The organism is Streptomyces sp. NPDC088194, from assembly GCF_040702025.1.
GTDB lineage: Bacteria > Actinomycetota > Actinomycetes > Streptomycetales > Streptomycetaceae > Actinacidiphila.
Window position 1 is genome coordinate 1 of record NZ_JBFBIV010000035.1, and the last position, 13,680, is coordinate 13,680.

General features: G+C 71.0%; 15 protein-coding genes, 2 tRNA genes and 1 pseudogene. 12 read left to right on the plus strand and 6 right to left on the minus strand.

What is annotated here, in order from left to right; all coding sequences use genetic code 11:
* Positions 1-247 precede the first annotated feature (247 nt).
* Positions 248-323 (minus strand) — tRNA-Glu (locus AB0399_RS20505).
* A gap of 167 nt (positions 324-490) precedes the next feature.
* On the opposite strand from AB0399_RS20505, the gene AB0399_RS20510 reads away from it, so the two are divergent.
* The 5 genes from AB0399_RS20510 (at position 491) to AB0399_RS20530 (ending at position 4,522) form a co-directional block, all read left to right on the plus strand.
* Positions 491-841, plus strand: a complete 351-nt coding sequence (locus AB0399_RS20510) for a metallopeptidase family protein (protein ID WP_328465595.1) — start codon at positions 491-493, stop codon at positions 839-841.
* A gap of 200 nt (positions 842-1,041) precedes the next feature.
* Positions 1,042-1,680, plus strand: a complete 639-nt coding sequence (locus tag AB0399_RS20515; RefSeq protein ID WP_366412296.1) for a hypothetical protein — start codon at positions 1,042-1,044, stop codon at positions 1,678-1,680.
* A 181-nt stretch (positions 1,681-1,861) separates the two neighbouring features.
* Positions 1,862-4,105: a DEAD/DEAH box helicase gene (locus AB0399_RS20520; RefSeq protein ID WP_366412297.1), complete on the plus strand. Its 2,244-nt coding sequence runs from the start codon at positions 1,862-1,864 to the stop codon at positions 4,103-4,105.
* A gap of 112 nt (positions 4,106-4,217) precedes the next feature.
* The gene (locus AB0399_RS20525) at positions 4,218-4,382 is read left to right on the plus strand and encodes a hypothetical protein (protein WP_366412298.1); all 165 of its coding nucleotides are present in this window, start codon (positions 4,218-4,220) and stop codon (positions 4,380-4,382) included.
* A gap of 67 nt (positions 4,383-4,449) precedes the next feature.
* Positions 4,450-4,522 (plus strand) — tRNA-Lys (locus tag AB0399_RS20530).
* A 452-nt stretch (positions 4,523-4,974) separates the two neighbouring features.
* Here the strand turns inward: AB0399_RS20530 and AB0399_RS20535 are convergent.
* Both AB0399_RS20535 and AB0399_RS20540 read right to left on the minus strand, forming a co-directional pair.
* A complete protein-coding gene (locus AB0399_RS20535) occupies positions 4,975-5,367 on the minus strand; it encodes a hypothetical protein (protein ID WP_366412299.1) in 393 nt (130 codons plus the stop codon).
* Between the two features lie 100 nt (positions 5,368-5,467).
* A complete protein-coding gene (locus AB0399_RS20540; RefSeq protein ID WP_366412300.1) occupies positions 5,468-5,764 on the minus strand; it encodes a hypothetical protein in 297 nt (98 codons plus the stop codon).
* 225 nt (positions 5,765-5,989) lie between these two features.
* Here AB0399_RS20540 and AB0399_RS20545 point away from each other — a divergent pair, with 225 nt between their 5' ends.
* Genes AB0399_RS20545 through AB0399_RS20555 form a run of 3 tightly spaced genes read left to right on the plus strand, consistent with a single transcriptional unit; the run spans position 5,990 to position 7,600 of the window.
* The gene (locus AB0399_RS20545; RefSeq protein ID WP_366412301.1) at positions 5,990-6,235 is read left to right on the plus strand and encodes a hypothetical protein; all 246 of its coding nucleotides are present in this window, start codon (positions 5,990-5,992) and stop codon (positions 6,233-6,235) included.
* Complete coding sequence (locus AB0399_RS20550) at positions 6,204-6,725, plus strand: DUF6879 family protein (RefSeq protein WP_366412302.1); 522 nt, start codon at positions 6,204-6,206, stop codon at positions 6,723-6,725. Before AB0399_RS20545 ends, AB0399_RS20550 begins: the two co-directional genes overlap by 32 nt.
* A gap of 20 nt (positions 6,726-6,745) precedes the next feature.
* On the plus strand, positions 6,746-7,600 hold the full coding sequence (locus AB0399_RS20555) for a helix-turn-helix transcriptional regulator (protein ID WP_366412303.1): 855 nt from the start codon (positions 6,746-6,748) through the stop codon (positions 7,598-7,600).
* A 488-nt stretch (positions 7,601-8,088) separates the two neighbouring features.
* Here AB0399_RS20555 and AB0399_RS20560 read toward each other — a convergent pair whose 3' ends face one another.
* A complete protein-coding gene (locus tag AB0399_RS20560) occupies positions 8,089-8,580 on the minus strand; it encodes a hypothetical protein (RefSeq protein WP_366412304.1) in 492 nt (163 codons plus the stop codon).
* Between the two features lie 42 nt (positions 8,581-8,622).
* Complete coding sequence (locus AB0399_RS20565; protein ID WP_366412305.1) at positions 8,623-9,267, minus strand: hypothetical protein; 645 nt, start codon at positions 9,265-9,267, stop codon at positions 8,623-8,625.
* A gap of 189 nt (positions 9,268-9,456) precedes the next feature.
* Between AB0399_RS20565 and AB0399_RS20570 the strand changes: the two genes are divergently transcribed.
* Positions 9,457-10,776, plus strand: coding sequence for a helix-turn-helix domain-containing protein (locus AB0399_RS20570; RefSeq protein ID WP_366412306.1), 1,320 nt, complete (start codon positions 9,457-9,459; stop codon positions 10,774-10,776).
* 3 nt (positions 10,777-10,779) lie between these two features.
* Here the strand turns inward: AB0399_RS20570 and cutA are convergent, their stop codons facing one another.
* Complete coding sequence (gene cutA, locus AB0399_RS20575) at positions 10,780-11,112, minus strand: divalent-cation tolerance protein CutA (protein WP_366412307.1); 333 nt, start codon at positions 11,110-11,112, stop codon at positions 10,780-10,782.
* A gap of 102 nt (positions 11,113-11,214) precedes the next feature.
* Between cutA and AB0399_RS20580 the strand changes: the two genes are divergently transcribed.
* From AB0399_RS20580 to AB0399_RS20590, 3 genes and pseudogenes are all read left to right on the plus strand, one after another.
* Complete coding sequence (locus tag AB0399_RS20580; protein ID WP_366412308.1) at positions 11,215-11,595, plus strand: hypothetical protein; 381 nt, start codon at positions 11,215-11,217, stop codon at positions 11,593-11,595.
* Positions 11,596-11,900: 305 nt separating this feature from the next.
* A pseudogene (locus tag AB0399_RS20585) lies at positions 11,901-12,241 on the plus strand (hypothetical protein).
* A 116-nt stretch (positions 12,242-12,357) separates the two neighbouring features.
* Positions 12,358-13,677 carry a VWA domain-containing protein gene (locus AB0399_RS20590; RefSeq protein ID WP_366412309.1) on the plus strand — a complete coding sequence of 440 codons (1,320 nt, stop codon included), beginning with the start codon at positions 12,358-12,360 and terminating at the stop codon, positions 13,675-13,677.
* The last annotated feature ends 3 nt before the right edge of the window (positions 13,678-13,680 follow it).

Consider the following 13,680-nt stretch of genomic DNA (forward strand, 5'->3'; position numbering starts at 1 on the left):
GGGCGTTCACTCCGGGAACGCCCCGCGGGCCGCGGCATGCGCGGTCCCGGGGTGGGCGGATCTGAGGCCGGGCATTCCGAGGTCGTGCAGTCCGAGGGCGCGCGGATCTGCTCGCTGCGCCGCCTGGTCCGAGGCGCGGCGGTGCCGTCGTGGAAGTGGTGGAAGCCGTGGGAAGAACCGAGGCGGCCAGGTGCGGCTCATGCCGTCCGGCACGCGGCGGCCCAGCAGGCGAACGCGCGGAATTCTGTGGTACCCCCAACGGGATTCGAACCCGTGCTACCGCCTTGAAAGGGCGGCGTCCTGGGCCACTAGACGATGAGGGCTGGGGCCTGCCGTGGTGGCCTCGCGGCGCACTTCGGGGACCCCGGAAGCATAGGGGATGGGTCGGGGGAACGGCAAAACGGTTGGGCGGGGTGGCGCGGTGCGGATGGTGCCGGCGCGGGGGCGGGTTGCGGGGGATGGGCGGGGGCGGGGCGGGAAGAATGGGGGCGTGCTGGAGATGAGCCGGGAGCAGTTCGAGGAACTGGTCGGCGAGGCGCTGGACCGGGTCCCCGCCGAGCTGACCCGTTTGATGGACAACGTGGCGGTCTTCGTCGAGGACGAACCGGAGCCGGGCAGCCCGGAGTTGCTGGGGCTGTACGAGGGGACCCCGCTGACCGAGCGCGGCGAGTGGTACGCGGGGGTGCTGCCGGACCGGATCACGGTCTACCGCGGCCCGACCCTGCGGATGTGCGCCACCCGGGAGGAGGTGGTGGCCGAGACGGAGGTCACCGTCGTGCACGAGATCGCCCACCACTTCGGGATCGACGACGAACGGCTGCACGCGCTGGGCTACGGCTGACCGTACGTACGGGTGCGGGCGGGCCCCGGCCCGGCCCGGGCGTGTCCTGGCGGCCCGGGCGGGCGCGGGCGTGTCCTGGCGGGCCGCGTCCGCGTTGGTCAGGGCGACACCCCCGGGCGCGCGCGGCGGAGCGAGAAGCTGCCGGCGCAGCCGCATGACGTGCGCGCGCCCCGGCTCCGACCCCCACCCGAGGTGCCGACGTGCTGCCAGTCCCCGCCGCCCCCACAGCCCCCGCCCCACCGGCCGGGCCGGCCGAGCCCGCCTCCGATCCCGTACGCCCCCCGCGCCCGCCCCGTGCGGCGGTCCGCGCCGGCGTGCGCGCCGCCGCCCTGGTGACGCTCGTGGCCGCGGGCGTGGCCGCCTGCGTCAGCACGGGCGGCGAGTCGCCCGACTCGAAGGCGTCCACCCGGGCCCCGGCCGGCGCGGCGGGGGGCGCGGACGCCCGGTCCGGCGGCGGACCGTACGCGCCGCAGCGGGGCGGGGCGTACGCCGGGAAGTCGCCGCACTCCGGGCGGGACGGCGCGGCCTCGCCCGGCAGCAGCGCGACCCCGTCGGGCGGCGCGACGCGGGTGACCGGCGTCACACCCGGTACCGGAAAGCCGCGGCCGACCGCCCAGGGCTCGCCGACCGCCGTACCGACCAGCGCCGCGCCCTCGGGCCGCCCGTCGGACCCCGCCCCGCCGAGCACCCCCGCGGCGCCCACCGGACCCGCCGACCCGACGGCGGGCGCGGGCGACGCCGCGGGTGCCGGCGGGGTCGGCGGGGCGGGCGATTCCGCCGGTGCCGACGCGGGCGCGGACGCCGTGAAACACCGGCCCGTACGTGCTTTCAACAGGTGATTCGCGAAAGTGACGCCTGATGCGTATGCTGGTAGATCGTTTGATCCCACCTGCCTGGCGCCTGATTGATACGCGCCCCGTGGCGCGTTCCTTTTCTCCTGTGGCTGACCGCATCGAGGCGGTTGTAAGCAACCTGCGGAGCTGGCGCGTGCCGTAAGTCTCCGAGAGGTTTAGCTTCAGCATGTCCAATGACAGTGCCGACCGTTCCACCCTGCCCGAGAACGCGGCTGACGCCGCCGTCACGGCAAGCACCACCGCGACCGTGACCACGGCCGTGACCGTCGCCGACGAGCCGGCCGAGATCGCGGAGTCCGCGGCGCCCGTGCGGTCCGCCGACGCCGTGCGGTCCACTGACGCCGTGGCGCCCACCGAGGCCGACGAGCTCAGCGACGCCGCCGAGGCCGAAGAGCCCGCCGAGCCCACCGTCACCTTCGCCGACCTCGGCCTCCCCGAGGCCATCGTCCGCAAGCTCACCCAGAACCAGGTCGTCAGCCCCTTCCCGATCCAGGCCGCGACCATCCCGGACGCCCTGGCCGGCCAGGACATCCTCGGCCGCGGCCAGACCGGCTCCGGCAAGACCCTCGCCTTCGGCCTGCCGCTGCTCACGCTGCTCTCCGGCGGCCGCACCGAGCGCAAGCACCCCCGCGGTGTGATCCTCACCCCGACCCGCGAGCTGGCGATGCAGGTCGCCGACGCCCTCCAGCCGTACGGCGACGTGCTCGGCCTGAAGATGAAGGTCGTCTGCGGCGGCACCTCCATGCAGAACCAGATCTACGCCCTCGAACGCGGCGTGGACGTGCTGGTCGCCACCCCCGGCCGGCTGCGCGACCTGATCAACCGGGGCGCCGCCTCGCTCGACCAGGTGCAGATCGCCGTCCTCGACGAGGCCGACCAGATGGCCGACATGGGCTTCCTGCCCGAGGTCACCGAGATCCTGGACCTGGTCCCGGCCGGCGGCCAGCGGCTGCTGTTCTCCGCCACCCTGGAGAACGAGATCGACACCCTCGTCCGCCGCTACCTGGTCGACCCGGTCACCCACGAAGTGGACGCCGCCCAGGGCGCGGTGACCACCATGAGCCACCACGTGCTCGTCGTGAAGCCGAAGGACAAGGCGCCGGTCACCGCGGCGATCGCCGCCCGCAAGGGCCGCACCATCATCTTCGTCCGCACCCAGATGGGCGCCGACCGCGTCGCCGAGCAGCTGATCGAGGCCGGCGTGCGCGCCGACGCGCTGCACGGCGGCATGACCCAGGGCGCGCGGACCCGCACCCTGGAGGACTTCAAGGGCGGGCACGTCAACGTGCTGGTCGCCACCGACGTCGCCGCCCGCGGCATCCACGTGGACGGCATCGACCTGGTGCTCAACGTCGACCCGGCCGGCGACCACAAGGACTACCTGCACCGCTCGGGCCGTACCGCCCGCGCCGGCCAGTCCGGCACGGTCGTCTCGCTGGCCCTGCCGCACCAGCGCAAGCAGATCTTCCGGCTGATGGAGGACGCGGGCGTCGACGCCTCGCGCCATGTCATCGGCGGCGCGGGCGTGTTCGACGACGACGTGGCCCGGATCACCGGCGCGCGCTCGCTCACCGACGTGCAGGCCGACGCGGTGCAGAACGCGGCCTCCCAGGCCGAGCGCGAAGTCGCCGAGCTGACCAAGCAGTTGGAGCGGGTGCAGCGCCGGGCGAACGAGCTGCGCGAGGAGGCGGACCGGCTCACCGCGCGTTCCGCCCGCGAGCGCGGCGAGGACCCGGAGGAGGCGGTGGCCGCGAAGGCCGCCGAACTCGCCGCGGAAGCCGCCGCCGCAGCCGCCGCGGCGGCCGTGCCCGAGCCGCGCGAGGAGCGGTCGTCGTACCAACGGCGCGACGACCGGGGGAACTTCGAGCGCCGCGACGACCGGCGGGACGACCGCCGCGACTCGCGTCCCTCGTACCGGAACGACCGCGACCGCCGGGACGACCGCGGCGGCGACCGTCGTGACGCGCGCCCCGCGTACAACCGCGACGACCGGCGGGACGACCGCCGCGACTCCCGCCCGTCCTCCTCGTCCTCGTCCTCGTCGTCCTACGGTGACCGGAACCGCCGCGACTCCCGTCCGTCGTACGGCGACCGGGACCGTCGTGACGCCCGCCCGGCGTACAACCGCGACGACCGCCGCGACTCCCGTCCGTCCTACGGCGACCGGGACCGCCGCGACGCCCGTCCCGCGTACAACCGCGACGACCGGCGCCCGTCCTACGAGCGGCGCGACGACCGGCCGTTCAACCGCGACCGCCGCGACTCCCGCCCGTCGTACGGCGACCGGGACCGCCGTCCGTCCTTCGGCGGCAGCGGCGAGCGCGACAGCCGTCCGTCGTCGTCGTACAGCCGCGACAACGCGCCGACGTCGTACGGTGACCGCAAGCCGCGGTGGAAGCGGAACGGCTGACCGCCGCTTCCGGTAATCCAGTTGGTCCGGGCCCGGGCCCCGCGTGCGAGCGCGGGGTCCGGGCCCGCCGCCGTTCATCAACCCGGCGATCCAGCTCGCCTCCGTCCTGTCCATGGCTCTGGTCTCCCTCCTGACCAGCACCGTCCTGCTGCACTTCCACGGCGCCCTGCTCGGGGTCCACTTCGGTCGGATCGACACCGTCTTCACCGTCGCGGCCCTGCTCGTGACCGCCGCCGGCCTCTTCTCCCTCCTCACCTTCCACCGGCCCCCGGACTGACCTCCACCGACCCCCCCCGCGAATCCCTGCACCCCTCCCACCCCCCACCCCGTTATGCTGTCGGTGCGGGCCGCTAGCTCAATTGGCAGAGCAGTGGACTTTTAATCCATTGGTTGTGGGTTCGAGTCCCACGCGGCCTACCGCTGGACCCCAGGTCAGACCACAGGTCGCCTGGGGTCCTCGGTGTTTCGGGGGGCTGGGAGGAGGTCACGCCGCAAAGGGTCGGGGCTGGTCCGGACCCCCGGCGGCCAACCGTTGCTCAGGCGGCAACGGTTGCCGAGGACGGCAAGACCCGCGCCCGGCCGCCTTGGGGGGCCTGCCGGGCGCTTGGTGGTCAGGGCTCCTGCTGCTGGTCGGAGATGTTCCTGATCTCCGCTGCGGCCGCCTCGCGGCGCCGGCGGCCTGTGCGAGTTGGGCGATGTCGGCCATGTCGTTGTCGTCCGGCTCCGGCGCGGGGGTGGCTGGCATGCCCGTCTCCACGGGTGTGGCTGGTGGTGGTTGGCCCCGGCGCGGCAGGGGTCGGCGTGTGCGCCGGGGCCGGTGGTCGCCCGTTTGATGTCGGGCGGCCGTGCCGCGGGACCAACCGCGGCAGCTATCGGGGCAGGGCGGTCATGGCGGAGCGGGGCGGGGTGTGGTTGGTGCTGCTCGTGTGCCAGGTGTGGGGGCCGCGGTGTCGGGCGTAGAGGGTGCAGCCGTCCATCCGGTCCGGGCTCGTTTCGGGGCAGTCGGCGAGGACTCGGAGGTGCGGGCTGCCGTCCCGTCCCCACACGGCCCACACGGCGTGCGTCGGGTCGATCTCGGCGACGAGTCCGTAGTGCGTGCCGGTCTCGTGCGGGAGGCAGCACTGCACGGCCCTGTCGACGGCGCTGGAGTCTGCGGTCATCCGCATGGCGGCGGCCAGCGTGCTCAGCGGCAGCAGCAGCGTCGTCGAGCAGCACACGACCGGCGGGCGGGCGTGGTGGAATCCCGCGGGGGCGGTCGACATCGTCAGGACTCGGTCGGGTTGCCGGTGGGCGGGGGCGTGGGCTTGGGGTCGGTGGTGCAGCCGCCCTTACGGCAGCCGGGAACGCCACAGGACATGGTGATCACTCCTCGGTGGGTGGGGCGGCCGGTGCCGCCTCGATCTCGGTGCGCAGCGCGATCGTGAGGTCCAGTGATGCGCCGGCGCGGTGATACAGGGTGCTGACGAGCACATGGAGGCGCCGCCTGCCCTCGCCACCGACCGGCTCTTCGAGGGCCTGGCGGATCTCGGCGAGCGTGACGTCGAGCGGACGCGCGGCCAATTCGGCGCACGCCGCTTCCAGTGACCGCACCCGCGGGATACGCAACTCCCCATCGAGCAGACGTCCGACGGCGGACCGCCGAACCGTGGACTGCCGCATGCTGCGCCCCTTGCTGGCGTGGCCGCTGCCCCGGCCGGTCGCACGGTCGCGGGGCATTCTGCTGCCGACGGTAGAAGGGCGCAGATTGCGCGCGCCATGAACTAGCACCAACTTGCACGCGGCATTTCTGGTCAGTTCCCTGGCCTCTTTGCCCCCTTGACTCGCCATCAAGGCCGCCGGACTCTGGTGCAAGTCCGTGAAAGCAGCTCGGCAGAGGAGTTCGTCATGGCGCTACGGTTCATTGGGATCGACCCCAACACCGACGAGAAGAACTGCCCGAGGGTCTGGTTCGACGACCAGAAGCAGGAGTTCGTCATCCAGGGATGGAAAGCCGACGATGCACTGAACGAAGAGGTCCGCTCGACCGGACCTCTTCCCGACTACGAGGCTGTCGTCCGCGTCCCCGCCCGGATGGCCCAGATCATGAGGGAGGCGTGCGATGCCGCCGAGCATTCCGGCGTCGTTCGATGAGCTACTAGCCGGCGCCAAGCAGTCGGCCGTGCACTTGGAGATGCGCGACGCCTACTACAGCAACCCTCGGTTCGAGGAGTGGCAGCAGGGCGCGCGCATCGACTGGACCGACCGGGCCTCCTGGTGGCGACCGTTTCACGACCAGATCGCCGAGGCGGTCGCGCGCGGGGTCGTGGTGCGCCGCGCCCGGGTCGTGTCCGAGCCCGTCACCGAGTACATCCGCTGGGAGCACTACGTCACGCACTCCAACGTGGCCGCCGGCGAACAGGTGCGGTGGCTGCCCCGGCGGCTGACTGCGGACCTTCTCATGCCAGGCTGTGACTTCTGGATCTTCGACGGTGCCGTGATCCGGGTGCACGACTTCGCCGGGAACGGCGACTTCCGGGGCGATGAGTACTACGACGACCCGGCCCTCATTTCCCTCAACGCAGCAGCGTTCGAGCGCGTCTGGGAGCGAGCCACACCGCACGACCAGTACGAGATTCGATAGAGCGAGCACGACAGCACGACATGCCTCCAACATCTCCGTCATCCAGCGTCCAGGCAGCCCGCGAACGCCTGGCCGCGCGGCTTCGCGAGATACGGCTCGACGCCCGTATCTCCAAGCGGGAAGTAGCGGCACGGTGCGGGTGGAGCGAGGCAAAGTCAGGGCGCATCGAGAACGCACGCACGGCACCATCCGACAGCGACATCGAGGCATGGTGTCGTGCGTGCGGAGCGCAAGCCCTGACGGCCGACTTGGTCGCCGCAAACCGGCAGGCCGACTCGATGTACATCCAGTGGCGCCGGCTTCAACGCACCGGGCTCCGGCAGCTCCAGGAGTCTCCGGTGCCACTGTTCCAGCGGACCACGCATTTCCGCGTCTACTGCTCCAACGTCGTCCCGGGCTTCCTCCAGACCCCCGGCTACGCAGCCGCCCTGCTCCGATCCATCGCCACCTTCCGCGGCCTTCCCGATGATGTGGATGCTGCGGTCGCGGCCCGCGTCGACCGATCGCGCATCATCCGGGAGAGCGGCCGCCGCTTCGCGATAGTGATCGAGGAGAGCGTCCTGCGCTACCAGCTCGGCGACGCGGGAGCGATGGCTGGCCAGCTCGGCTCACTGCTGTCCGCGATGGATCTTCCCGCCGTGTCGCTCGGGGTGGTTCCCTTCGCCGCGCAACGGGATACGTGGCCGATCGAGTCGTTCACCGTTTTCGACGACGCAAGGGTGGACCACGAACCGCTGTCGGCCTCGGTGAAGATCACCGCCCCCGATGAGGTGGCCCAGTACGTGAAGGCGTTCGGTGCCTTCCACCGACAAGCGGTGTACGGGGCGGAGGCCCGCGCGTTGATCGTGCGAGCCATCGACGCCCTGACGTGTTGAGGCCCCCGTCGCGCTGTTGACGGGGCCGGTCCATCGCACCGCCCAAGTGGAGGGACTCCCACCGTAGGCGAGGCCACCGACAGCGGCAGACCCCGAGAATGCGCGTCACTCGGACGACAATGCTCGGGTCCTGAACGCACGAAGGCCCCCGCCCGGCGCGAGGCCGGGACATCGGCGGCGGTGGGCATGCTTTCCTCCTCCGGACTGGTCGGGGTGCTGGACTTGTCGGCCCACGCCTTGAGCGCGGCCGTCGAGGCGAAGGCGGCGTTGTTGCGGTCCAGGCCGCCCGCGCTTGAGTTCTGGGGCATCACCCAGGCGTGCTTCACCCGCGAAAGGACGACGAGGGGGCAGTTGCGGGCGTCGGCGATCTCGGCGATGTGTGCGGCCAGGGCGCGTTGGGTCAGTCCAGCCTTCTCCCGCGCCCAGGTGGCGGCCTCGGGTTCGTGGTGGGGCCGGCGGGGCCGGGTGCGTCGCCTGGGCACCGCACGTCAGCGTTCCGAGGGGTGGGGTCCAGCGGCAGCGCGAGGGAGCGTGCTGTGGAGTTGCCAGTCGCGGCGGGCCTGGATGAGGGCGGGTCGTACGTGGTGGTCGAGGAGGTCCGCGTGGGCTCGGAAGGTCGTGGCGAGTTCGGTGATGTCGTCGGGGCCCAGGGCTTCGAGGCGGTAGTCGTCGACGAGGTGGAAGTTGAAGACCGGGACGCGCAGGTCGGGCTCGGTCGCGTAAGGGTCGCAGTCGATGCTGCCGCGGAAGACCGTGACGCTCTGGGCGTCGGGGTGACACGGATCGGGGGTGCGCAGCGGGAGGGTCTGGCCGTGGATCTCCTGATGGTGGTTGATGTCGCTGAGGGCGATGCCGAGGCGGTCGACGGGGAGTTGGTGCTCGCTGGGGTCGTCGGTGGCCCAGGGCGGGAGGTGGCCGCTGATGCTGAAGCCGGTGTCCGTGGTGATGGTCCAGGTACGGGGCTGATCCGTGGCGGGCATGCAGGCTCCTCGGGCGGGGTGTCGGGTCGGGTGGAACAGCCTTCAGGCATTCGGGTCGTTGAGGTCGATCGGGGTGAAGTCGGATAGGTGCGTGATCAGTTGGTGGGCGCGGACCCATGGCAGGCGTGCGTCGTTGAAGGCGATGGGGCCGGAGTCCGCGAGCTTGGGGCCGGTGCGGGTGGGGACATAGTGGACGCCGTTGACCCCGCTGGGGGTGAACGTCCGGACGCGGACGGCGGTGTGGTTCTCGCGCAGGTGGGGGCAGGCGCGAGTGGAGCGTTGGGCGCAGGGGCGGCAGACCGGCGGGTGGGCGGTGTCCTCCTCGCCGGGGAGGAGTTCCTCGGCGCGGGCGTCGATGAGCCAGAGCACGCCGTCGGGGGTGCGGTCGGCCGGCCCTCCGCAGATCTGGCAGCGCAGTCCGGCCATCGCGAGGCGTTGCCGCAGGCTGTGGACCGCCCCGAACCGCGGTTCCCCACGCCCGGGTTGGGACGGCGTACGCGCCCACAGCACGCCACGCTGGTCCCGGTCGTACGCCCGCTCGTCGGCGTACCGGATGCCCCGCCCGTCCCGCCGCGCCACGACGGGCATCGGCCCGTCCCGCTCCCCGCTCCACAGGGTCACGTACGGTACGCCTACGGGTGAACCCGGCAGCAGTCGCTTGGCTTGGTGTACGTACGTCGCGGACATCGGCTCTCCCGTGAACGAGGACTGCGGACGAGAGCAGGCCCCTCAGTACGGGTGTGCGCCTGCTGTGCGCACCCACGGTCCGACGCATGTCCGACCGCCCGCTTCCCCGGCGCGGCTATCCCCATGATGGGTACGCTTTTTGGCGTGCGACGGCGCACACTCGGCTGAGCAGGCACAACGGGGCGGCTGATGACCGGATATCGACCACCGACCGCGTTGCCGCGCTCCGCACTGGAGCACGCGGACATGCGGGCGGCGATCAGGAATCACGACTTCGGAGCAGTATTCCGGCTGGCGCGTGTGCTGGGCGGCATCAGCTATTCGAAGATCGCCGCCGAGTGCGGCATCAAGCCGGAGCGGGTGGGCACCCTCGCGCGTGGACAGGGGCGGGTCGCCAGCTTCGAGAAGGTGGCGTGCATCGCGGACGCCTTACGCATTCCGGGAGCGATGCTCGGCCTCGCGGTACGTCCATGGGAGGCGGCGGCCGCCAATTCGCCTGTACAGGACCAGTTGAGTGATGAGGACCAGGACGTCGTGCAGCGCAGGCAGTTTCTCCGTGCGAGTACCGGTGCCGGGCTGGCAGCCGCGGTTCCCGACCTTGCCCGGCCCGCTTACGGCCGCCGCCTCGGTAAGGACCTGCCCGAGCGGCTGCGACGCCGCACCGCTCGGCTGAGGCGTTTGGACGACGTTCTCGGCGGCGGTGACACGTACCGCGTGTACATGGGTGAGTACCAAGCGACCAAAGCACTGCTGCGAGACGGTTCCTGCACGGAGGAGACGCGGTGGGGGCTGCTGTCCGTCCTGGCCGAGCAGGCGCAGCAGGCCGGCTGGGCGGCTTTCGACGGCGGCCGGGAGGCGGATGCGCGCGGGCTCTACGAGGAGAGCCGGTCGGCGGCCTTCGAAGCCGGCGACAGCGAACTCGCCGGGAATGCACTGGCCTTCCTCGCGTACCAGGCCGTGGATGGTGACCGCGGTGCGGGATTGGAGACTGCCCGGGAGTCGTGCCGCACTATCGGACCAGGGGCGCCGGCCGGGGTGCGGGCTCTCCTCCACGAACGGCTCGCGTGGGCCTGCGCCGTTGCCGGGCTGGCGACCGAGACCGAGCGGGCTCTGGAGTCCGCGCGGGAAGCACTCGCGAGTGTGGACGGTTCTCCCCAACCGGACTGGGTCGCCTGGGTCGATCACACGGAACTCCAGATCATGACCGGCCGGTGCTGGACAGAACTGCGTAGGCCATTGAGGGCCGTTCCCGTCCTGGAGAGCGCGCTCGCCTCGTACGATGACAGCCACGCTCGGGACAAGGCGCTCTACACGTCGTGGCTCGCGGACTCGTACCTCACCGCGGGAGAAGTCGAACAGGCCGCCGCCGCAACAGGCCGCGCGCTGGACCTTGCTGACGGCGTTGCCTCCGTCCGCCCGCGCGCCCGGTTGGCTCCACTACTCACCAGGCTTGCGGCTCATCAACAATCACCAACGGTGGCAGCCGTGTTGGAACAGGCGGCGGGCTGACGCCTACCGGCTCTGGCTCGGAGCGATGCTGTCCTCCACCCACCGCAGGTAGAGAGGCGAACCTGCGGTGATCGGTACGGCGACAACTTCCGGCTTGTCCCAGGAGTGGTGCGCCATCAGGTGCTCTTCGAGTGCGGGATACAGCTCCGCTGTCGTCTTGAGGAGCAGTTGCCACTCCTCCCCGGTCCCGAACTCCCCGAGGTGCCAGAACACCGACGTCACCGGCCCGACCACCTGCGCCCCGGCAGCGAGCCGCGCCCGTACGACCGACTCCGCCAACTGAACTGCTTGCTCCCGCGTCTCGGTGGCGGTGGACACCTGCACGAAGTCAGTCACGGAGAGAGCTTATCCGGGGACGCGAAAGCGACAACATGGTTGCTCGCGCATGGCTCAATATTCACTGTCAGTAACTCGGCGTCCTCAGTATGGTCTTCCGCCATGAAGGCGTTTCGCGCATATTGGGGGTACCTCGCCATCGCCGCTCTGGTCGTCTCGTGGGGGAGAGGCGCCGCACCTGCTTTGATCGTTGCCCTGTCCTTGGCTGTTTTTGTGTATGCGGGGTTTCAGGCCCCGGCCTGGTGCGGAGCCGTGAATCGCAACGGGACCTACTGCCGCCGCAACGCCTCCGGCATCTTGATGGGGTGCAGCATGCGGCAGCACCGCTGGCAGAAGGCGAAGATGATCGTGTTGCGTCACCGTGCTGGCAATGTGTCGCGCGCGCTTTTCCCCTCGCCGAAGGAGAAGTTTGAGGCGCTGATGGCCGTTGGCGGGCTCCTGTCGGCGGTGGCGGCTGTGATCGTGCCTGTTGTGACCGGGTAGGGATGCGGCGTTTGGCGTGCGTGAGCGGACGTGCTGGCACCCCGCGCCTTCAGTCAGACACGTCGACGGCCCGTTGCCGTCTGAACTGCGGCTTTCGGATGGCGGCCCACCGTCCACCATCACCCGCCACGCCCTGACCGGGACTTTTAATCCATTGGTTGTGGGTTCGAGTCCCACGCCGCCTACCGCGTCCGGGCGCCAGACGGTGCCTCTGACCAGCGGATACGGGTGCCCCGGTCGCCTTCGGGCGGGTGGGGCGCTGCTGCCGCGGGTTTGTCCGACGGGGAGCATGGCAGGGGGAGAGCGTGAGCCGACCGCTACTGTTCCTCGACGTTGACGGGCCCCTCAACCCTTATGCGGCCCAGGCGGAGAGGCGTCCCGCCGGGTACACCACCCTCAGGGTGCCCCGAGAGGACCTGGCCGCCGTGGCACGCCTGGGACTCCCGGCTTCTCGGAAGCCCCTCAGGGTGTGGCTCAACCCGGAGCACGGGAGAGCCTTGCTCCGGCTCGGCTACGAGATGTGCTGGGCCACCACGCGCCCGGCCTCCTCCACCACGTCAACCCCCGGATCGGCCTGCGCGAGGACGACTTCCGAACGCTCGACGACTTCGCCCGTTCGCTGGGTCCGCCACGAGCCACCGGCTGAGTCCAGTGCGGGAAGGGTCGGTTCGGGGGTTGGCGCTCGGTGGGGTGATGGCGTCGATACGGTGTGTGTCCGCGGGGCGTGGGCGTGACGCGTGCATGAGGGGATGTTCGACGCGTATGGAAGCAGAATCTCTGAGCAAGGGCGGGAACGCGGGGCTGGAGACGCAGGCCGTGGCGTTACAGGTGGCGACGCGGGAGACGCCCGTGGACGTTTCGGCGTTGCTGCTCGGGCCGAACGGCAAGGTGCGGAGCGACGACGACCTGGTTTTCTACCACCACCCGGCGCAGAGCGGGGTAAGCCTCGCGGGCGAGACCGTCACCGTCGACCTGCCGCGAATCCCCGCGGATGTCGCGACCGTGGTGGTGGTCGCGAGCGTGGACCCGTCGTCGCCGGGGACGGTGTTCACCGCCGCGCCGGTCCTCACCGCCGGGCAGGGGGACGGCACCCGACTGACGTTCACTCCACCGGACTTCGCGGCAGGGGAGACCGTCGTCGTACTCGCCGAGCTCTATCGGCGGTCAGGGGGCTGGAAGTTGCGGGCCGTGGGTCAGGGGTACGCCACCGGTTTGGCCGGTCTGGCCACGGACTACGGCATTGATGTGGACCCCGAACCGCAAGTGGCCGTACCGCGGTCACCCGACCCGAGAGCGTCTTCTGCGGCCACGTCGAGCGGCGGTTCGCCGAACGGCGGTTCGTCGAGCGGCGGTTCGTCGAAGGGCGGTTCGCCGAGCGGGGATTCGCTGAGCGGGGATTCGCTGAGCGCGGGTTCGGCGACCCTGCCGAACGTCGAGACGCGGGCCCCGGCTCTGCTGCCCACCACACGCCAGGCACGTGAGGTGCTGACCCGCTCCGGAGCAGCCGACAGACGTGCGGCGGTCTATCTCATCCTTGATCACGACTGGGCCATGGCGGAACTGTACGAGTCGTTCGCGGTCCAGGCGTTCGCCGAGCGGGTCCTTGCCATGGCGGTCAACCTCGACGACGACGGCACGGTGCCGGTGATCTTCTCCAGCGGGAACGAACCGTTCATGGCGGAGATCCGGCTCGACAACTTCCGGGGCCGGATCGGGCAGTTGCACACGCAGGTCGACTGGGGCTGGGGCAACGTCGGCGCAGCCATGCGTGCTGCGGTCAACCACTACCAGGAGTCCGGCGCCACGGACCCCGCGTTCGTCATCGTCCAGGTCGGCGACGATCCCTGGGACAAGTCGGAGTTCCGCGCCCTCCTCCAAAACACCGCGGGCTTGGGCGTGTTCTGGCTGTTCGTGGGCTTCGGGCGCGGAAAGCTGGCGTTCTACAAGAATCTCCACGCCTCGACGTCCGCCGGGTTCACCAACGTTTCCTTCTACGAGGCCGGCAGGAACCCCGGAGCCGTACCGGGTGAGAAGTTCTACGCCGACCTGGTGGAAGCGTTCGGCACGTGGATCAGCCGGTAGGAG